This window comes from Pseudomonas sp. SAS7, from assembly GCF_052112345.1.
Classification (GTDB): domain Bacteria; phylum Pseudomonadota; class Gammaproteobacteria; order Pseudomonadales; family Pseudomonadaceae; genus Aquipseudomonas; species Aquipseudomonas putida_Q.
On sequence record NZ_JBEGGO010000025.1, the window covers coordinates 25,836 to 45,302 of the forward strand.

Genomic DNA, 19,467 nt, shown 5'->3' on the forward strand with positions numbered 1-19,467 from the left:
CTGGGGCTGCTTTGCAGCCCTTTCGCGGCACAAGGCCGCTCCTACAGGGGTAGCGCAGCATTCAAGGCTTGCGCTACCCCTGTAGGAGCGGCCTTGTGCCGCGAAAGGGCCGCAAAGCGGCCCCTGCTTTTATTTGGCCAGCCCCGCAAGCGGGCAATGCAACACCAGTCTGGCCCCGCCCAACTCGCTCTCCCCAATTTCCAGCCTGAACCCATGCAGGTCGACGATCGCCGCAACGATCGACAATCCCAGCCCAAACCCGGCATGGCGATGGCCTTCATCGCTGCGATAGAACCGCTTCAGCACCGCAGTACGCTCTTCTTCGGGAATGCCCGGCCCGCTGTCCTCGATAGCCAGGTGCACGCCTGTGTCGTCGTGTGTCGCGCTAATTCGCACTTGCCCACCCTCGGGCGTGAACTTGATACCGTTGCCCACCAGGTTGGCCAGTGCCTCGAACAGCAGTTCGCGGTCACCGTGCAGTGCCGGCAGCTGCGCGGGCTGGTGCAATTCCAGGTGAATGCCGCCATCCTCGGCCAAAGGCAGGTAGAAATCGTGCAGTTCGACCAGCAAGTCATGTGGGTCAAGTTGGACGAAACCGGCCCGGCGCTGGCGGTCTTCCAGTTCGCTGATGCGTAGCAACCCGCGAAAACGCGCCATCAGGGTGTCGGTTTCGCCGATGGCCTGGTCCAGCGCCTCGGCTTGCGCGGAGTCCACGTCGCTCTGCTGGCGAATGCGGTACAGCTGGGCGCGCAGGCGGGTGAGCGGGGTACGCAGGTCATGGGCAATGTTGTCGCACACGCCCTTGACCTCATGCATCAGCCGCTCGATGCGGTCCAGCATGGCGTTGACGATGGCTGCCAGCATGTCCAGCTCATCGCGCCGGGCCGACAACGGCAGGCGGTGGGTCAGGTCGCCGGCGACGATCAGCTCCGCCTGGGCCTGGATTGCGCGGATACGCTTGAGCGGCCTGCGCCGTAGCAGGTACCAGCCGGCAAAGCCTGGGATCAGCGTCAATGAGATACCCCAGAGCAGGGCATCGAGGATGATCCGGGTAACCACAAACAGTGAGCCGTTATCGCGGAACAGTACCAGCCAGCGGCCATCTTGCACTTTGATCGCCACCGCATCGCAGCTGTCGCGGGGCAGGTGTGGGTCGTCGGCATCCAGGCAGCGTTTCAACTCATGGATCTTGCCGTCCAGCCTGAGCTCCGGGGGCAGGGCGCGCACACTGCCGCCAATCGGGTTGAGCTGGGTGTCGAACAGGCCATAGGCGTCGAAGCTTCGCTCCTCGAAGGCCTGGCTGGCGATCAGGGCGTCGTCCAGCTGCTTGCCGCTCATGTGCGCGAACAGGTGCTGGCGCTGCAACATGGAATGGCGGGTGAGCTTGTTGAGGTAGCTGGACACCTCGAAGTACAGCACCCCCATGAGGATGCTGCTCCAGGCCACGAACAGAAAGCTGTACAGCGCCAGCAGGCGGCTTGTCGAGGAGCTCCAGCCTTTAGACGGGTTCAGCAATGGCATAGCCGGAGCCCCGTACCGTACGGATCAGCGGCGACTGGCCGGGGGAGTCGATTTTCTTGCGCAGACGGCCGATGTGCACGTCGATCAGGTTGGTGCCCGGATCGAAGTGGTAGCCCCAGACTTCCTCGAAAATCATCATCCGTGTGATCACCTGGCCGCTGTGGCGCATCAGGTACTCCAGCAGTTTGTATTCGGTGGGCAGCAGGTTGAGCGTATTGTCACCGCGGCGCGCCTCGTGGCTGATCAGGTCCAGTTGCAGGTCGGCGACCTGCAGGCGTGTCTGGGTCATGGGCACACTGTTGCGGCGCAGCAATACCTCGACCCGTGCGGCCATTTCGTCGGAGGCAAACGGCTTGGTCAGGTAGTCGTCACCGCCGGCCCGCAGGCCGCGTACCCGTTCGTCGACGTCGGAGAGGGCGCTGATCATCAGGATCGGCGTGGCGATCTTGAGGCTGCGCAAGGTAGTGACGATGGTCAGGCCATCGACCTCGGGCAGCATGCGGTCCAGGGTGATCAGGTCGTAGCCACCGGCAATGGCCTTGGCCAGGCCTTCACGGCCATTGTCGGCCCACTCGACCTCCAGGCCGTGGCTGGTAAGTTCGGCGACGATTTCCTGGCCGGTGACGGCGTCGTCTTCGATGGTCAGTACGCGAGGCATGCTGGTTCCTGGGCATCTAATAGAGATTTGATTGTGCCAAAGAATAGACAACCGGCGATTTAAGAAAAATTCATCTAGCGTCTTTTACCTGCACTGGCCTCTTCGCGGGTGAACCCGCTCCCACAAGTACAGCGGCGCTCCCCAAGATCGGTGAGGGCCCTGTGGGAGCGGGTTTACCCGCGAAGCAAGCGGCGCGGTGTTTCAGCGGGCGCCGATACCTTCGGCATGCATGATCTGCGCAATGATCGGCACCGGGGTCATCAGGTGCGAGCGCATCATGGCGCTGGCGCGTTTGGCATCACGGGCGAGGATCACCTCGACCAGCGCCGCATGCTCCTGGCGCTTGAGCTCAAGGGCCTGTTCGGAGAACACCGTCTGCGTCAGCCACAGGTGGCGGTAGCGCTCGGCCTGGTCGAACAGGTAAGTGCGTGCCTGAAGCAGGTGCTTGGAGCCGCAGCCCGAGGCAATGGCGGTATGAAACGCCTTGTGCCGCTCGTCCCACACATCCAGGCGCTGCTCGCGGGTTTTTACTTCCACCACCTTGGCCAGGGTATGCGAGTGGGCCAGCACTGACGCCTCCCAGGCGTCGTCGCCGCGCTCGATGGCCAGGGCGATGATCATCGCCTCCAGGTTGGCGCGGGCATCGTAGATGTCGTTCATCTCGTCCAGCGACATGGGCGCCACCCGGTAGCCCTTCTGGCTGATCGCGTTGACCAGGTGCTCGGCCACCAGTTGCGACAGTGCTTCGCGCAACGGGCCCACGCCCAGGTCGTAGCGTTCCTTCAGGGCGCTCATCAACAGTTTTTCACCGGGTTTGAACACGCCCCGGATGATGTCCTTCTTGAGCCTCTCATACCCGCTGAAAGCTGAGTTTTGTCGGGGGGCGAGCGCTTCCAAGATCCTGTTCCTCAAAACGTTTTGCCGATCATACCGAAACCGCTTGCTGACGAAAAACAATGGATAAAAAGATAATTTGTCGCCTAATTACAAAAATGTAGACATTCTCTGTTAGTGGCGATATTTTTACCTCGCCCGCACTGATCCAGGTCACGACCGGACGGCGCTCTCCACTTTTCTGCCAGGACACTGCCATGAACGCTTTTACGCAGATCGAAGAACTTGTGATGCCACTGCCGCTCGAGCCGCGTGGTTACACCATTGCCCCTTCGAAACAGTCGCCGCGCCTGCTTGAACTGACCTTCGCCCGCGAAACCGTCGAAGCGTTTGTCCAGGCTGTTGCCGAGTGGCCGGTGCAGGCGCTGGAGTACAAGTCGTTCCTGCGTTTCCGGCTGGGTGAAATCCTTGACCAGCTGTGCCAGGGCACCCTGCGCCCTGTGCTGCTCAACACCATCCTCGATCGCGCCACCGGCGGCATGCTGATTACCCCGCTGGGCCTGGATGACGTGAGCCAGGCCGAAGACATGGTCAAGTTCACTACCGCCTGCGCACACCTGATCGGCCGTTCCAACTACGACGCCATGAGCGGCCAGTTCTATGCGCGCTTCGTGGTGGTCAACTCCGACAACTCCGACAGCTACCTGCGCCAGCCGCATCGGGTGATGGAACTGCACAACGACGGCACTTTCGTGAACCAGATCACCGATTACGTGCTGATGCTGAAGATCGACGAAAAGAACATGGAAGGCGGCAACTCGCTGCTGCTGCACCTGGATGACTGGGAGCAGTGCGAGGAGTTCTTCCGCCACCCGATGGCCCGCCGCGAAATGCGCTGGACCGCACCGCCGAGCAAGAAGGTGGCCGAAGATGTGTTCCACTCCGTTTTCGACACCGATGGCGAAGGCCGCCCGACCATGCGCTACATTGACCAGTTCGTGCAGCCGGAAAACTACGAGGAAGGCATCTGGCTGAACGCCCTGTCCGATTCGCTGGAAGGCAGCGGGAAGAAGGTATCGGTACCGGTGGGCGTGGGCAGCTTCCTGCTGATCAACAACCTGTTCTGGCTGCATGGTCGCGACCGCTTCACCCCGCACGAGGGCCTGCGCCGTGAACTGATGCGCCAGCGTGGTTACGTCGCCTTCCCCAAACCGCTGTACCAGCGCGGGCAATAATGACAGGGCGCAGGGCGGGCGCCCGCCCATGCGTCGTTGCACAACATGATGCCACCAGGGCCCGAGCGGGCCTTGGTGAGCGAGCCAGGTAATGCCTGCGTGTGAGGTAAGGCTGTGTACGATTTCATCATTATTGGCGGTGGCATTGTGGGCATGTCCACGGCCATGCACCTGATCAAGGTCTACCCGGACGCGAAGATTCTCCTGCTGGAGAAGGAGTCCGGCCCGGCCCGCCACCAGACCGGTCACAACAGCGGCGTGATCCACGCTGGCGTGTACTACACCCCCGGCAGCCTCAAGGCGCGCTTCTGCCTGGAAGGCAACAAGGCCACCAAGGCCTTCTGCACCCAGCACAGCATCCCCTTCGATGAGTGCGGCAAGCTGCTGGTGGCCACCAACGAGCTGGAAATGCAGCGCATGAAGGCGCTGTGGGAGCGTACCGCGGCCAACGGCCTGGAGCGCCACTGGCTGTCGGCCGATGAACTGCGCGAGCGCGAGCCCAATATCGTGGGAATGGGGGGCATCTTCGTGCCGTCCAGCGGCATCGTCAATTACGCCCAAGTGACTGCTGCGATGGGCGCTGAATTCCAGCGTGCCGGCGGCGAAATCCGCTATGGGGCAGAGGTGGTCGGCCTGCAGGAACAAGCCAGCGAAGTGATCGTGCGCACGCAGCGCGACGAGTTCCGTAGCCGATTCCTGGTGACCTGCTCGGGCCTGATGGCCGACCGCGTGGTCAGCATGCTGGGCCTGCGCACCGAGTTTGTCATCTGCCCGTTCCGGGGCGAGTACTACTTGCTGCCCAAGCAGCACAACCAGATCGTCAACCACCTGATCTACCCGATCCCCGACCCGTCGATGCCGTTTTTGGGCGTGCACCTGACCCGCATGATCGACGGCACGGTCACGGTTGGCCCCAACGCCGTACTGGCGATGAAGCGCGAGGGCTACCGCAAGACCGACGTCAGCCCCAGCGACCTGTTCCAGACCCTGACCACCCCCGGCATTCTCAAGGTGCTGGCGAAGAACTTCCGCCCGGGCCTGATCGAGATGAAAAACTCGCTGTTCAAGGGCGGCTACCTCAAGCAGGTGCAGAAGTACTGCCCGAGCATCACCAAGGCCGACCTCACGCCTTACCCGGCCGGTGTGCGCGCCCAGGCGGTGTCGCGCGACGGCAAGCTGATCGACGACTTCCTGTTCGTCAACACCGCGCGCAGCGTCAACGTGTGCAACGCACCGTCGCCGGCGGCCACCTCGGCCATCCCGATCGGCGCCTACATCGTCGAGAAGGTGTGTGAGCAGGTCACTCTCGCAGGTGGCAGCGTGCCCAAGGCGGACCTGGCGGCCAGCAAGCGGGCGGCGAGCTGATAACGCGGTAACAGGTTCCGCGGTTTCCCTTACTCAACCCGAACTGCCCTGCTCACCAGTCAGGGCAGGGCGGGCTTTTTCGCGCCTGCGTCGGCGACCGTGCAGCCGGCGGCCCAGCGTGGGCATGACAAAAACAACAAGGTAGTGCCATGCAAACCCACAAGAACAATTTGAGTCATGGATTGAAATCACGGCATGTCACCATGCTGTCCATTGCCGGTGTGATCGGCGCCGGCCTGTTCGTCGGCTCTGGTCGTGCCATTGCTGAAGCGGGCCCGGCCACCATCCTGGCCTATATCCTGGCCGGTGGCCTGGTGGTGCTGGTGATGCGCATGCTGGCCGAAATGGCGGTTGCTTCGCCCGATACCGGTTCGTTTTCCACCTATGCCGACCTCGCCATCGGCAAGTGGGCGGGCTACACCATCGGTTGGCTGTACTGGTGGTTCTGGGTGCTGATCATCCCTATCGAAGCCAATATTGCCGCCACCATCATCAATTCCTGGGTTCCACAGATGGAGATCTGGGTGCTGTCGTTGGTGATTACCCTGTTGCTGACGGCCACCAACCTGTTCAGCGTGAAGAACTATGGCGAGTTCGAATTCTGGCTGGCACTGGTAAAAGTGGTGGCGATCGTCGCTTTCATTGCGCTGGGTGTGTGCGCCATTTTTGGCCTGCTGCCCGGTACTGGCGTCAGTGGTGTTTCGCGCCTGTGGGATACCGGTGGTTTCATGCCCAATGGTTTCGGTGCGGTGCTGAGCGCCATGCTGATCACCATGTTCTCGTTCCTTGGGGCCGAGGTGGTGACCATTGCCGCAGCCGAGTCCGACGAAGCCGGCAAGCATATTTCCAGGGCCACCAACTCAGTGATCTGGCGGATCACCTTGTTCTATATCCTGTCGATTTTCATCGTCATCGCGCTGGTGCCCTGGACTGACCCGCGCCTGGCGACGGAAGGTTCCTATGTCACGGTGCTGGACACCCTGGGCGTGGCGAATGCCAAGGCCATCATCGATTTTGTGGTGTTGACTTCGGTAACCAGCTGCCTGAACTCGTCGCTGTATACCGCGTCGCGCATGGTCTACTCGCTGAGCCGCCGCGGTGATGCGCCGGCCTGCGCCCAGATGACCAGCCGCAGTGGCACGCCTGTGGTAGCGGTACTGCTATCCACTGGCGCGGCATTTTTGGCAGTGATCGCCAATTACCTGGTGCCGGCCAAGGTGTTCGGCTTCCTCATGGCCAGCTCGGGGGCCATTGCCTTGCTGGTGTACCTGGTCATCGCGGTTTCCCAGCTGCGCCTGCGCCAGCGCCTGACCGCACAGGGCAAGACCCTGGGTTACCGTATGTGGTTGTTCCCGTGGCTCACCTGGGGTGTGATCGTATTCATCTGCGGCGTGTTGGTCGTGATGCTGCTGCGTCCGGACCATCGCCTGGAAGTGGTGTCGACCATGGTGTTGGCTGTGTTGGTGGTGTGTTCCGGCTTGCTGGTCACGCGCCGGCGGGCGCGCGGGGTGCCGATCAACAGCTTAGGGCAGGGCGCCTGATCAGCCTGGGCTGAAGACAGACGAGCAAGTCGTCCCCGGCTGTGAGAGGATGTCCACCATCACAGCCAGGACCCCGAACACAGCCTGATGAAGACACCCAAAAGAATCGAACCCCTGATCGAAGACGGCCTGGTCGACGAAGTCCTGCGGCCGCTGATGAGTGGCAAGGAGGCCGCCGTGTACGTGGTGCGCTGCGGCAACCAGGTGCGCTGCGCCAAGGTCTATAAAGAAGCCAACAAGCGCAGTTTCCGCCAGGCCGCCGAATACCAGGAAGGCCGCAAGGTGCGCAATAGCCGGCAGGCCCGGGCCATGGCCAAGGGCAGCAAGTTTGGCCGTAAAGAAGCCGAAGATGCCTGGCAGAACGCCGAAGTTGCGGCGTTGTTCCGCCTGGCCAGTGCGGGTGTGAGGGTGCCGAAGCCCTACGACTTCCAGGACGGCGTGCTGTTGATGGAGTTGGTGACCGATGCCGATGGCGACGCCGCCCCACGCCTGAATGATGTGCACCTGGAAGCGGACGAAGCCCGCACGTTCCACGCCTTTGTCATTCGTCAGATCGTACTGATGCTTTGTGCGGGGCTGGTGCATGGCGACCTGTCCGAGTTCAACGTGCTGCTCGGCCCGGACGGACCGGTGATCATCGATTTGCCGCAGGCCGTGGATGCAGCCGCCAACAACCACGCTTTCAGCATGCTGCAGCGCGATGTGGATAACATGGCCCATTATTTCGGGCGCTTTGCCCCGGAGCTGAAAAGCACCCGGTATGCGCAGGAGATGTGGGCGCTGTTCGAGGCCGGTGATTTGCTGCCCGACAGCCCGTTGACTGGGGTGTTCGCAGATGACGAACATGAAGCTGACGTGTCCGGGGTGATGCGCGAGATCGACGCCGCCCGGCTGGATGATGCACGCCGCCGTGCAGCGCGTGACGAGGCTGAGCATGGAGTGGTCAAGGCAGAGGAGCCCACGCCGCCCTGGCTGCAATAAGGTGTTGCAGGCGCCTCACATCTTTGTGGGGCTTTCCCGAAGCTGTGCTGTCTCTGCGTGAGCGGGTTCACCCGCGAAGGGGCCGGCACAGGCAAACCCGGCCGTTACCATTGACGCAAGACACAATCTCGTCATTTAGCCTTTTCACTGGCGCGCGACAGGCATAAGGTATACGCCGTTCAAAATGCCCTGGAGCTGTCATGTCCAACCAATTTCCGTCCGTTCGTCCACGCCGCCTGCGCCAGAACGAGTCCCTGCGCACGATCTTCCAGGAAACCGAATTCCGCCTGGAAGACCTGATCCTGCCGATCTTCGTCGAAGAGGGCATCGATGACTTCGTGCCGATCTCCAGCATGCCTGGGGTCAACCGCATCCCCGAGAAGCTGCTGGCCCAGGAAATCGAGCGTTACGCCCGTGCCGGTATCAAGTCGGTGATGACCTTTGGCGTGTCGCACAACCTGGACGCCACCGGCAGCGACACCTGGAACGAAAACGGCCTGGTTGCGCGCATGTCGCGCATCTGCAAGGACACCGTGCCGGAAATGGTGGTGATGTCCGACACCTGCTTCTGCGAATACACCAGCCACGGCCACTGCGGCGTGCTGCATGACCATGGCGTGGACAACGACGCCACCCTGGCCAACCTGGGCAGGCAGGCGGTCATTGCCGCCGCTGCCGGTGCCGACTTCATCGCCCCGTCGGCGGCAATGGATGGCCAGGTACAGGCTATCCGTAGCGCGCTGGATGGTGCCGGTTTCCACGACACCGCGATCATGGCCTACTCCACCAAGTTCGCCTCGTCGCTGTATGGCCCGTTCCGTGAAGCCGGCGGTACCACGCTGAAGGGCGACCGCAAGAGCTACCAAATGAACCCGATGAACCGCCGCGAAGCAGTGCGCGAATCGCTGCTGGACGAGCAAGAGGGTGCGGATGTGCTGATGGTCAAGCCGGCTGGCGCCTACCTTGACGTGATCGCCGACATCCGCGCTGCCTCGCGCCTGCCGTTGGCGGCGTACCAGGTGAGTGGCGAGTACGCGATGATCAAGTTCGGCGGCCTTGCGGGCGCCATCGATGAAGGCCGGGTGGTGCGTGAAAGCATCGGCGCGATCAAGCGTGCCGGTGCCGACCTGATCCTGACCTACTTCGCCATGGACCTGGCGCGCGAAGGTATCTGAGGCCAGGCCTTCGGTAAAACAAGCCGCTGCAGTTGCAGCGGCTTTTCTTTGAGCGCTGTCTGTGATGCCGCGCAAACGCACAAAAAATCATTAAGCGCTGAATTATTTAGTGTCCCGTTGTATCTGATCCCTTAGAGCATTCATCGACAGGGATACGGGTATGAAACCTCGCAAGAAAAAAGTCCAGCCAATAGGCCTGAAGGACATCACCATCGTCGACGACGCCAAGATGAAGAAGGCGATTACCGCTGCCGCACTGGGCAATGCGATGGAGTGGTTCGACTTTGGCGTCTACGGTTTCGTGGCTTATGCCCTGGGCAAGGTGTTTTTCCCCAACGCCGACCCCAGCGTGCAGATGATCGCGGCACTGGCCACCTTCTCGGTGCCGTTCCTGATCCGGCCATTGGGCGGGCTGTTTTTCGGCGCCTTGGGCGACAAGTACGGGCGGCAGAAAATCCTCGCGGCGACCATCGTCATCATGTCGCTCAGCACCTTTGCCATCGGCCTGATACCGTCTTATGCCAGCATCGGCATCTGGGCACCGATCCTGTTGTTGCTGGCCAAGATGGCCCAGGGCTTTTCGGTGGGCGGCGAGTACACCGGCGCCTCGATCTTCGTGGCCGAATACGCCCCCGACCGCAAACGCGGTTTTCTCGGTAGCTGGCTGGACTTCGGCTCGATTGCTGGCTTTGTGCTAGGCGCGGGCGTGGTGGTGCTGATTTCCACCATTCTGGGCGAAGAAAAGTTCCTTGAATGGGGCTGGCGCCTGCCGTTCTTCCTGGCCCTGCCGTTGGGCATCATCGGCCTTTACCTGCGCCATGCGCTGGAAGAAACACCCGCGTTTCAGCAGCACGTCGACAAGCTGGAGCAGGGTGACCGCGAAGGCCTGGCCTCCGGGCCCAAGGTGTCGTTCAAAGAAGTGGCCACACAGCACTGGCGCAGCCTGGTGACCTGCATCGGCGTGGTGATTGCCACCAACGTCACCTACTACATGCTGCTCACCTACATGCCCAGCTACCTGTCGCACAACCTGCATTACAGCGAAGACCATGGCGTGCTGATCATCATCGCGATCATGGTCGGCATGCTGTTCGTGCAGCCGGTGATCGGCCTGCTCAGCGACAAGTTTGGCCGCCGGCCGTTCATCATCGTCGGCAGTGTCGGCCTGTTCGCCCTGGCCATTCCGGCGTTCATGCTGATCAACAGCGGCGTGCTGGGGGTGATTTTTGCCGGGCTGCTGATCATTGCCGTGCTGCTGAACTTCTTCATCGGTGTGATGGCCTCGACGCTGCCGGCAATGTTCCCTACGCACATCCGCTACAGCGCCTTGGCGGCCGCTTTCAACATTTCGGTGCTGATCGCCGGGCTTACCCCGACCCTCACTGCCTGGCTGGTGGAGAGCACGGGCGACCTGTACATGCCGGCCTACTACCTGATGGTGATCGCCGCAATTGGCCTGCTGACCGGGTTGACCATGAAGGAAACCGCCAACAAACCGCTGCGCGGTGCGGCACCGGCGGCATCGGACATCGAAGAAGCGCGTGAACTGTTGCAGGAGCACCACGACAACATCGAGCAGAAGATCGAGGACATCGATGCGCAGATTGCCGAGCTGGAAGCCAAGCGCCAGACCCTGGCACAGCAGCACCCGCGCATCGATTGATCAGCGCGGCATGTAGCCACGCTGCCAGCCGCGTGGGATGAACCGCGACACCAGGGCCAGCACACCGGCCAGCGCGCAGCTGCCAGCCAGTGCCTGCAGACCCAGGCGCTGTTGCAGCCAGGCGCCCAACGCGGCGCCCAGCAGCATGCCGGCCCAGGGCACCAGCTGCACCCGCCAGCCGTTGCGCCGCTCGCCCATCAGCCAACGCCCCAGGCCACGGCCGAAGCGGGACAGGGCGCCGGTGACGTAAGTCAGGCCGATGGGCAGGCCGTTCACCTGCTCAACCACGGCATTGATCATGCCCATGGCCAGTGTGGCGGCCAACAATGCCGGGAAGGTGGCCGCCAACGGCCACGCCGCTGCGAACGCCAGCAGTACCGCAACCATCAGCAACACAGGCCAGGCCCGGCGGCGCAAGCCACGCGCCAGCAGCACGCCCAGCGTATTGCCAGCGACGAAGCCCAGTATCGCGCCACTCAGGCGCAGCACCAAGGCCAGGTCTGCCTCACTGATGGCCACGGCCAGGCGTGTGGTATTGCCACTCATGAACGACACGAAGTCACCCAGCGCCAGCAGGCCGATGGCGTCGGTCATGCCAGCCAGCACCGACAAACCGGCAACCAGGCCAAGGCCGACACGGCCACGCAACACTTGCAGGCGTAGCCGCCTGGCCGTGCGCGCGGGGAGGGCGTTGGGCAGCATGGGCAGGCCTCAGGGCAGCAGTTTTTCGCGGGCCAGAGTGCCTTTGATGGTGCGCTCCACCACATCGACCAGCACCATGGTCTGGTGATCGACCTCGATATTGAGCTGTTCGCCGGCCTTGTAGCTGGCAAAAGTGGTCTGGCGCAGGGTTTCCGGGATCAGGTTGATGGTGATGACGTTGTCGTCGACATCGGCGACGGTCAGGCTGCAGCCATTGACCCCGATGAAACCGCGCGGGAACACGTACTTGCCCCATTCCGGCGGCATGCGGAACTTGATGAAGGCGCCGGTTTCCTTGATCGACAGTTCGACGATTTCGGCGGTGGTGGCGATGTGGCCGGCCATCAGGTGGCCACCGACTTCGGCGTTCATCTTCGCCGAACGTTCGATGTTGACCCCCTGGCCCGCCTTGAGGAAGCGCAGGTTGGTACGTTCGAGCGTGGCGGTCATGGCGTCGAATCTGACTTGCGTGCCGGCGATTTCGGTGACCGACAGGCAGGTGCCTTCGACACTGACGCTGGCGCCGATCTTCAGTTCGTCGAGCAGTTCCGGGGTGAGGTCGATGGTGAACTGGTTGTGGCCCGGGTAGGTGGTCACATCAAGCAGAGGGCGGACGGCCTGGACGATGCCGGTGTACATGGAGTTGCTCCTGGGCACGGAAAAGAAACTTTCCGAACGCTATGCCCCTGGAGCGGTAAATGCAAGACCGGCCTCTCCCACGGCTACTGCACCGCCTTAGCTGCGGCGCCCCTTACACATGAGCGCTGCTGTTGACGATGCGCAGGCACAGCGCCTCGTAAGGGTCCAGGTTCACCAGCAATCGCCCGTCCTCGGTCAGATCGCCTTCGACCGTTTCATTGATCATGTCTACCACCGTCCCGGGCGTGAACCCGGTCAGCTGCAGCTCCTCGGCAATCGTTTCCTGGCCAAAGTTCAGTGCGCTGATCTGGATACCGCGCCCGGCTGGTAGTTCGTGCACCATCACCAGCAATCCTGGGCTGCTGACCTCAGGCACCAGCACCTGGCGGCTGGTGGCGATGCCATAGGCCTGCCGCACAGCCAGCAGCTTCTTCACCTTGCAGGCAAATGAATCAGCGTTTTCCAGCTGGCTGTCGAGGCTGCCATACAGTGCCCTGGCCCGTGGCATGCCACGCACCGATACCTCCGCCTGTGGGTCGAGACCGGCCAGGTCATAACCGCCCCGGTGAATCCAGCGGGTATCGCCATCCAGCATCCGCTGCGCGACTGCTTCGGCGGGCAAGGGCAGGGCACCGACCAGGTCCCAGCCAGACAGCGCGACCACCCCTGGCTGCATGGCGTTGTACATGACCAGCAGTAGATGCACTTTCTGAATCAGCTCGATGTCTGCTGCACCGATTTGCTCAAGGTTGCGGATGCCCAGCGCTGCGGTGATCAGGCTGGCCGTGGTACAGGCGATGCCATTGGTCACGAAGCGCAGGTTGTAGGGCGCGTGCTCGCCCGAGAGGCGTTCGTAGATCTCTTCGCGGACATGCTCACGCAGGATGCTGCCGGGCAAGGTCTGGCCCTTGTACAGGTACATGTCGTGGGCGTGAAGGGTCCAGAAATGCACCAGTTCCACAGTCAGTTCGTCGTGGTTCTGCAGGGCATGGATAAGCGAGGCGGGGTCGATGCCGAAGGCGTGCATTTCCTTGAGCATCAGGCGCAGGAACTCGGTATCACCGGTCAGCAGCGCATGCTGATAGGCCGGCCGGGTGATGAAGTCATAGGACAGGTCGGCCCCGCCCTTGGACATCTGCGCGATGTCGTCCAGGGTCAGGTTCAGTTCCTGGAAGCTGAAGCCGCCCGCCTTGCGAATCATGCCGCCGATCAACTGGTTGCCGACGATCGACAGGGGGTGGCTTTCCGACCAGGCGGTGCCGCTGGCCCGCGTTTCCACGCCCAGAAAACCGTTGGCGTCCAGGCGCAGGCCGCGCGCGCCCAGGCAGTCCAGGGCGTGCAGGGCATCGCCAATGATCATTTGCTGGGCGGCGAAGGTCGGGTCCAGCCAGTTCAGCGAGGGTTGGCCGTCCTTGAAGTAGTGCAGGTATACCCAGCGACGGGTTTTGCCATCGACACCGGTGATGGGCGGCGTGACGCTCCAGTCGGTTTCCTTCACACCGGGCTCGAAGAAGATCACCCGTTGCAACTGGCCGACGATGTAATGGCGGGCTTTGAGCTCGTCGCACTGGGCCGGCAGCAGGTTGACCGAATCGCGGCCGGTGGGCACCTCAGGCAGTAGCGGCCAGTCTTCTTCGCGGATTTCGACCATGTGGTACAGCCCCGGGTAAGGGCCGTGGGCCATCTCGGCCAAGCGGAAGTCGGCACCTTTGCCGGTGTGCGAGGGGATCAGGTCGTCGATGGTCACGGCATTGTGCGCGGCGGCCATGCGGCTCATCTGCACCAGTTCCTGTTCGCTGCCGTACAGCGGGTCGATATCGAAGCTGATGCGGTCGAAGTTACCGTCCACGCTGGGCGTGAGTTCGCGGCCACGGATGCCGCCGGACAACTTGATCGGGCCAGTATGCAGGCCTTGAATGCCGATCTCCGACAAGCGCTTCCACAGCGCTTCGTGGGCCAGCGCGCCGAGCACGGAGCAGTCTTGCGGGGCGATAATAGCGTCGGGGTAGACGGTCAACCAGACCGAGGCGATTTCAGTGGCGCGGCGGGGCTGGGCTTCGGCGTAGGGCTGTTGCCACAGGCGTGACTGCCCCGAATACAGGCTGGCCCGGTCTTGGGAAGCCTTGAGCATGGCGCGGTCTTCGAGCCATTTGACGTATGACGGGTCGGGCTGGGTCATTTCGCGTCCTCTTTGCGTGTCGGCACCGGCTCAGGTTATGACGGCATTGCAGCCTGATCGTTCGGCTGAAACCTGTGATGGCCTCTTCGCGGGTAAACCCGCTCCCACATTGACCGCGTCGCACCAGGGGGTGGTGGCTCATTCAGGTAGCCACTGTTCTCAAGGCCGGTGCAGTAGCTGTGGGAGCGGGTTTACCCGCGAAGAGGCCGGCCCTGCTAGCGCACACTCTCAGCGCCGGGCGGACAACTGTTGGGGCGCCAGAAACGCATCATGGAAGTAATTACGCACGGCCTGCATCGCCGGGCTGAACGCCCGCTCCCGGTGCCAGGCCAGCCCCACGCTCATGGGTGTCACCGGGTCGCTGATGGTCACCGTCTCGATGCGCTTGCCCTCCAGCGACCAAGGCCTGTGCACCAGATCTGACAGGATCGCCACACCACTGCCATTGGCAACCATGCTGCGCACGGCTTCCACCGAGCTGGTCCGCACTCGCACGCTCGGGCGCTGCCCGGCCAGTTCCCAATAACGCATGGCGCTTTGCTCGGCCTCGTCTACGGTCAGCAGGATGAACGGTTCGCAGGCCACATCGGCCAGGCTTACTGCCGAGCGCTCGCACAGCGGGTGGTGGCCGGGCAGCCACAGCCGGCGTTCGGAGTTGAACAGTGTTTCGGAGACGATGTCGGGGTGGGTGAGGTTGGCCGTGAGCACAACCGCCATGTCGAACCGCCCCTCCAGCAAACCTTGCTCGATGGCGCTGCGCTCCTGCTCGTACAGCTCCAGGGTCACATCCGGGTGCCAGTGTTCCAGGCGCTGCAGGTGGTGTGGCAGGAAGTAGCCGATCACTGTGTAGCTTGCCGCCAGGCGCAGCAGGCCGCTGGCGCGCACGTTCGGCAGCGGGCTGTTCAGTGCGTCGTCAACACTGCGCAGAATCACGTAGGCGCGGTTCAGGAAGTGCCGGCCGGCCTCGGTCAGGCTCATGCCTTGGGCCGAGCGCTGGAACAGCAGCACGCCAAGCATGGCTTCCAGTTCCTTGATTGCCGTGGTCACCGCCGACTGGGAGATGTTCAGGTGGATGGCTGCCTGGGAAATCTGGCCGATCTCGGCGGTGGCAACGAAGTAGCGGACCTGGCGCAGGGTCAGTGACACGGTTGGCTCCTGGGGTATCTGATTTTCAGAAGACACCCTATCTGTTTATAGATCTTCCCAAGGGGGTAAGGAGAATCTAACGTGGCTTGCATGCAGTCACAAGCACCAGGAGAGACAGTCATGCAGGTGGTGGATTTCAACTCGGACATGGGTGAGGGATTTGGCCCGTGGACCATTGGCGACGGTGTCGACAACGAGCTGATGGGCTACATAAGCACGGCCAACATCGCCACCGGCTTTCATGCCGGCGACCCCGGTACCATGCGCCGCACCGTCGAGCGGGCCAAGGCCCTGGGCGTGGCGGTGGGTGCGCACCCGGGTTTTCGTGACCTTGTCGGCTTCGGTCGCCGGCACATCAACGCGCCAGCCCAGGAACTGGTCGACGACATGCTCTACCAGCTGGGTGCACTGCGCGAAATTGCCCGTGCCCAAGGGGTGCGCCTGCAGCACATCAAACCGCACGGTGCGCTTTACATGCACCTGGCGCGTGACGAAGAAGCCGCCCGCCTGCTGGTGGAAAACCTGCGGGTGATCGAGCCGGAACTGCTGTTGTACTGCATGCCGGGCTCGGTGATCTGCCGTATTGCCCAGGCACTGGGCCAGCCGGTGGTTCGCGAGTTCTACGCCGACCGTGAGTACGACTTGAGCGGCTCGATCGTGTTCACCCGCAATGTGCGCGGCCATGAGCCCAACGCGGTTGCCGAGCGCGTATTGCGGGCATGCCAGCAGGGCCTGGTGCGCACGGTCGAGGGGCAGGACCTGGCCATCGAATTCGATTCCATCTGCCTGCACAGTGACACCCCCGGCGCTCTCGACCTGGTCGAGGCTACGCGCAGGGCGCTGGACGCGGCCGGTATTGTGGTGCGCGCGCCGCGCTGAGCCCGTGAGGCATCCGTCTGGCACAAGCCGGAGCCCGTATAATTTGTTTTCGCCTGCCTTTCTATAAAGATTCCAAGAAAAGGAACAGTCATGGCCGAACCGCTTGCTACAACCCCGATCCGCTACAGCTTCGGCGCAGACGAGCACCTGTTTGCCGAAGTCAGCGACAGCATGTCGCTGGAAGCCTTTTTCAAGGGCATGGCCGTCACCCGCGCCGTTGAACGGCTGGCTCTGGATGGCGTGCTGGACGTGTGCCTGGCCAATGCCTCGTTCCAGATCCGCTTCGACCCCGACCGCATCGCGCCGCAGGCGCTGCTTGAAGCGGTGCAAAGTGCCGAGGCCCAGGCTGTGGCCGAGCGCTCGTTGCAGACGCGGATCATCGAGATCCCGGTGCTGTACAACGACCCCTGGACCCATGAAACCCTCATGCGTTTCCGAGACCGCCACCAGGACCCGGCCAGCACCGACCTGGAATACGCGGCACGCATTAATGGGCTGGCCGATGTCGACGCGTTCATCGCCGCCCACAGTGGTGCGCCCTGGTTCGTGTCGATGGTCGGTTTCGTGGCCGGCCTGCCGTTCATGTTCCAGATGGTCGAGCGCGAGCGGCAGCTGCAGGTGCCTAAATACCTGCGCCCGCGTACCGACACGCCCAAGCTCACCCTGGGCCATGGCGGTTGCTTCGGTTGCATCTACTCAGTGCGCGGTGCAGGGGGCTACCAGATGTTCGGCGTCACCCCAGCACCGATCTACGACCCTCAGCAAACACTGAACTACCTGAAGGCGCACATGGTGTTTTTCCGCCCGGGTGACATCGTGCAGTTCAAGCCCATTGATCGCCGGGCCTACGACCAGGCAGTGGCAGATGTGGAGGAGGGCCGCTTCGACCTGCGTATTCGCCCGGTCGAGTTCTCCCTGGATGCCTTCCTTGCCGACCCGGTCGGTTACCCCAAGTCGCTGCAGGAGGTACTGGCATGATCAAGGTACTCAAACCCGGCCTGGCCACCTCGGTGCAGGACCTGGGCCGTGAAGGCTACTACCACCTGGGCATTCCGCCGTCCGGTGCACTCGACCAGTACGCCCTGCGCGCGGCCAACCACCTGGTGGGCAACCCGGCGGGCGCAGCAGCCCTTGAGTGCGCGCTGGTGGGGCCGGAGCTGGAGTTCCAGCAGGATGCGCTGGTGGCGGTCTGCGGTGCACAGATGCCCGCTTTGCTGGATGGCCGCGAGCAGCGCCCCGACACGGCATTTACCGTGCGCGCAGGGCAGGTGTTGCGCTTTGGCTTCCCGACTGCGGGCGCGCGTGCCTACCTGGCCGTGGCCGGTGGCATTGATGTACCTGAGGTGCTCGGTAGCCGTTCCACCTACGCGCTGGGGGCATTGGGCGGGTTCCACGGGCGCAAGCTGATGGCAGGCGACGTGCTGCCGGTCGGTGTGCCCAGCGGCAAGACGCGCGCCGGCGCAAGCCTGCCAATGGCCCTGCGCCAGGCCCTGGGCGGCGAGGTGGTGGTGCGGGTGGTGCCGGGGCTGTACTTCCATCGGCTGACCGAGGCCGCAGCGCAAAGCTTCTTCACCCAGGCCTGGACAGTCGGCTCCGAAGCGGACCGTATCGGCTATCGCTACAAAGGCGGCAGCGCCTTGAGCTTCCAGCCGCGGGAGCAACCGTTCGGTGCCGGCTCGGACCCGTCGAACATCGTCGACAGCTGCTACCCGATCGGTTCTATCCAGGTGCCTGCGGGGCTGGAACCGATCATCCTGCACCGTGATGCGGTGTCGGGTGGCGGCTACGCCATGATCGGCACGGTGATCAGCGCCGATCTCGACCTGATCGGCCAGATGCAGCCCAACCAGCAGGCACGGTTCCTGGCGGTGAGCCTGGAGCAGGCGCTGGAGGCGCGGCGGTCGTACAAGAAGAAGCTGGCCTGCCTGGCAAGGCTCTTTGGCTGAGCGCGACGCGCTTGTGGAAGGGGTGTGCGATTCCTGCAGGAGCGGAAAACCCGCTCCTTCAGGGCGCTATTCGCTAGCAGGATGTTGCCAGGGAAACGTTTGGAAACTTGATGTAGAGAAGGATCCTACAAGCATTTGGGAAGCCTCAGACTCCTTGGAGAATTGATTCCTCGATAGTGTTCTTGTCCTCAGTTTCTCGAAGACAAGGACCACTTCATGCCCGGCCCATCCGATCTGCCTCCGGTAAAACCCGACGGCGCTGTCGATGCCCATGACGCTTCAGAACGCAGCGTCTACGCGATGCTCGAAGTGCCGGAGGTTAGCGATTCACCCTATCCGGCTGACCAGCGGCAGCGGGCAGGTGACCCGGATTTTGAAGGTTACCCCGCCGACCCGGAGTTCCAGCTGCGCGGCGGCTTCGAAAACCTGATGCTCGACGCGGCAAGCCCGCTGTTCGGCCTGGTCATTCGCCTGCGTACCCTGGATGACCTGCCAAACATCGCCTACGTGCACAAATCCGTGCAAAACCAGGTCAGCAACATTCGCGAAGAAATGCAGCAGCACGGCTACCCCATCGCCCACCAGGAAGTCTATTCCTATGCCCTGTGCCTGTACCTGGACGAGGCCGTGATGAGCCGCCCGTGGGGCAACAACTCGTGCTGGAGCCACGAGCCGCTGCTCAGCATCTTCCACGACGAAACCCAGGGCGGCGAAAAGATCTTCGTGCTGCTCGAACGGGTCATGCAGGCGCCCAAGGAATTCCAGGATGTACTGGAGTTCCTGTACTTCTGCTTTTGCCTGGGCCTCAGGGGCAAGCATGCGCTGGACCCCAAGTGCGATGACATCATCAACGCCTTGATCTCGCGCATACACAAGGTCATCCGCGAACTGCGTGGCCCCACGCCGCAAGAGGTGTGCGACCCCTACACCAACGTCGTTCATTGCCCCCACCGCCCGCGACGCTGGGAGTGGCCCTGGTGGAGCCCGCTGGTAATCTCCGCCC

At 62.7% G+C, this 19,467-nt stretch carries 17 protein-coding genes; 10 read left to right on the forward strand and 7 right to left on the reverse strand.

Translation table 11 applies throughout. From position 1 onward, the window contains the following. Positions 1–129: 129 nt before the first annotated feature. The 3 genes from ABI582_RS27740 to csiR all read right to left on the reverse strand — a co-directional run bounded on the left by ABI582_RS27740 (position 130) and on the right by csiR (position 3,076). Positions 130–1,521: a sensor histidine kinase gene (locus ABI582_RS27740; protein ID WP_442120872.1), complete on the reverse strand. Its 1,392-nt coding sequence runs from the start codon at positions 1,519–1,521 to the stop codon at positions 130–132. Further along, positions 1,499–2,179 carry a response regulator transcription factor gene (locus tag ABI582_RS27745; protein WP_016499978.1) on the reverse strand — a complete coding sequence of 227 codons (681 nt, stop codon included), beginning with the start codon at positions 2,177–2,179 and terminating at the stop codon, positions 1,499–1,501. The genes ABI582_RS27740 and ABI582_RS27745 overlap by 23 nt, the downstream gene beginning before the upstream one ends. A 201-nt stretch (positions 2,180–2,380) precedes the next feature. Next, a complete protein-coding gene (csiR, locus tag ABI582_RS27750; RefSeq protein WP_012272506.1) occupies positions 2,381–3,076 on the reverse strand; it encodes a DNA-binding transcriptional regulator CsiR in 696 nt (231 codons plus the stop codon). A gap of 194 nt (positions 3,077–3,270) precedes the next feature. Between csiR and glaH the strand changes: the two genes are divergently transcribed. The 6 genes from glaH (at position 3,271) to proP (ending at position 10,973) form a co-directional block, all read left to right on the forward strand. After that, complete coding sequence (glaH, locus tag ABI582_RS27755; RefSeq protein WP_258657093.1) at positions 3,271–4,248, forward strand: glutarate dioxygenase GlaH; 978 nt, start codon at positions 3,271–3,273, stop codon at positions 4,246–4,248. Between the two features lie 114 nt (positions 4,249–4,362). Beyond that, positions 4,363–5,613, forward strand: coding sequence for an L-2-hydroxyglutarate oxidase (lhgO, locus tag ABI582_RS27760; protein WP_442120873.1), 1,251 nt, complete (start codon positions 4,363–4,365; stop codon positions 5,611–5,613). Positions 5,614–5,762: 149 nt separating this feature from the next. After that, positions 5,763–7,154 (forward strand): GABA permease, encoded by a 1,392-nt coding sequence (gene gabP, locus ABI582_RS27765; RefSeq protein ID WP_442120874.1) that lies wholly within the window; start codon positions 5,763–5,765, stop codon positions 7,152–7,154. A gap of 87 nt (positions 7,155–7,241) precedes the next feature. Further along, positions 7,242–8,135, forward strand: a complete 894-nt coding sequence (locus ABI582_RS27770; protein ID WP_442120875.1) for a PA4780 family RIO1-like protein kinase — start codon at positions 7,242–7,244, stop codon at positions 8,133–8,135. 200 nt (positions 8,136–8,335) lie between these two features. After that, complete coding sequence (gene hemB, locus ABI582_RS27775; RefSeq protein ID WP_016499972.1) at positions 8,336–9,310, forward strand: porphobilinogen synthase; 975 nt, start codon at positions 8,336–8,338, stop codon at positions 9,308–9,310. A gap of 160 nt (positions 9,311–9,470) precedes the next feature. Continuing rightward, complete coding sequence (gene proP, locus ABI582_RS27780; RefSeq protein WP_442120876.1) at positions 9,471–10,973, forward strand: glycine betaine/L-proline transporter ProP; 1,503 nt, start codon at positions 9,471–9,473, stop codon at positions 10,971–10,973. Here the strand turns inward: proP and ABI582_RS27785 are convergent, their stop codons facing one another. The 4 genes from ABI582_RS27785 to ABI582_RS27800 form a co-directional block, all read right to left on the reverse strand. Further along, positions 10,974–11,675, reverse strand: a complete 702-nt coding sequence (locus ABI582_RS27785) for a YoaK family protein (RefSeq protein WP_258657102.1) — start codon at positions 11,673–11,675, stop codon at positions 10,974–10,976. Between the two features lie 9 nt (positions 11,676–11,684). Continuing rightward, positions 11,685–12,314 (reverse strand): riboflavin synthase subunit alpha, encoded by a 630-nt coding sequence (locus ABI582_RS27790; RefSeq protein ID WP_442120877.1) that lies wholly within the window; start codon positions 12,312–12,314, stop codon positions 11,685–11,687. 112 nt (positions 12,315–12,426) lie between these two features. Continuing rightward, positions 12,427–14,493 (reverse strand): maltose alpha-D-glucosyltransferase, encoded by a 2,067-nt coding sequence (treS, locus tag ABI582_RS27795; RefSeq protein ID WP_338747257.1) that lies wholly within the window; start codon positions 14,491–14,493, stop codon positions 12,427–12,429. A 228-nt stretch (positions 14,494–14,721) separates the two neighbouring features. After that, positions 14,722–15,639 (reverse strand): LysR family transcriptional regulator, encoded by a 918-nt coding sequence (locus ABI582_RS27800; RefSeq protein ID WP_063423564.1) that lies wholly within the window; start codon positions 15,637–15,639, stop codon positions 14,722–14,724. Between the two features lie 120 nt (positions 15,640–15,759). Between ABI582_RS27800 and ABI582_RS27805 the strand changes: the two genes are divergently transcribed. The 4 genes from ABI582_RS27805 to icmH all read left to right on the forward strand — a co-directional run. Continuing rightward, positions 15,760–16,518, forward strand: a complete 759-nt coding sequence (locus tag ABI582_RS27805; RefSeq protein ID WP_086979726.1) for a 5-oxoprolinase subunit PxpA — start codon at positions 15,760–15,762, stop codon at positions 16,516–16,518. A 90-nt stretch (positions 16,519–16,608) separates the two neighbouring features. Then, positions 16,609–17,496: a 5-oxoprolinase subunit B family protein gene (locus ABI582_RS27810; protein WP_442120878.1), complete on the forward strand. Its 888-nt coding sequence runs from the start codon at positions 16,609–16,611 to the stop codon at positions 17,494–17,496. Next, positions 17,493–18,464: a biotin-dependent carboxyltransferase family protein gene (locus ABI582_RS27815; protein ID WP_442120879.1), complete on the forward strand. Its 972-nt coding sequence runs from the start codon at positions 17,493–17,495 to the stop codon at positions 18,462–18,464. Before ABI582_RS27810 ends, ABI582_RS27815 begins: the two co-directional genes overlap by 4 nt. Before the next feature lie 216 nt (positions 18,465–18,680). Then, a partial coding sequence (icmH, locus tag ABI582_RS27820) for a type IVB secretion system protein IcmH/DotU (RefSeq protein ID WP_442120880.1) occupies positions 18,681–19,467 on the forward strand: 787 nt, incomplete at its 3' end.

Coding starts and splice junctions, on each gene's coding strand:
- ABI582_RS27740 (WP_442120872.1), bottom strand. CDS start 1,521: ATGCCATTGCTGAACCCGTCTAAAGGCTGGAGCTCCTCGACAAGCCGC.
- ABI582_RS27745 (WP_016499978.1), bottom strand. CDS start 2,179: ATGCCTCGCGTACTGACCATCGAAGACGACGCCGTCACCGGCCAGGAA.
- glaH (WP_258657093.1), top strand. CDS start 3,271: ATGAACGCTTTTACGCAGATCGAAGAACTTGTGATGCCACTGCCGCTC.
- gabP (WP_442120874.1), top strand. CDS start 5,763: ATGCAAACCCACAAGAACAATTTGAGTCATGGATTGAAATCACGGCAT.
- ABI582_RS27770 (WP_442120875.1), top strand. CDS start 7,242: ATGAAGACACCCAAAAGAATCGAACCCCTGATCGAAGACGGCCTGGTC.
- hemB (WP_016499972.1), top strand. CDS start 8,336: ATGTCCAACCAATTTCCGTCCGTTCGTCCACGCCGCCTGCGCCAGAAC.
- proP (WP_442120876.1), top strand. CDS start 9,471: ATGAAACCTCGCAAGAAAAAAGTCCAGCCAATAGGCCTGAAGGACATC.
- ABI582_RS27785 (WP_258657102.1), bottom strand. CDS start 11,675: ATGCTGCCCAACGCCCTCCCCGCGCGCACGGCCAGGCGGCTACGCCTG.
- ABI582_RS27790 (WP_442120877.1), bottom strand. CDS start 12,314: ATGTACACCGGCATCGTCCAGGCCGTCCGCCCTCTGCTTGATGTGACC.
- treS (WP_338747257.1), bottom strand. CDS start 14,493: ATGACCCAGCCCGACCCGTCATACGTCAAATGGCTCGAAGACCGCGCC.
- ABI582_RS27805 (WP_086979726.1), top strand. CDS start 15,760: ATGCAGGTGGTGGATTTCAACTCGGACATGGGTGAGGGATTTGGCCCG.
- ABI582_RS27810 (WP_442120878.1), top strand. CDS start 16,609: ATGGCCGAACCGCTTGCTACAACCCCGATCCGCTACAGCTTCGGCGCA.
- ABI582_RS27815 (WP_442120879.1), top strand. CDS start 17,493: ATGATCAAGGTACTCAAACCCGGCCTGGCCACCTCGGTGCAGGACCTG.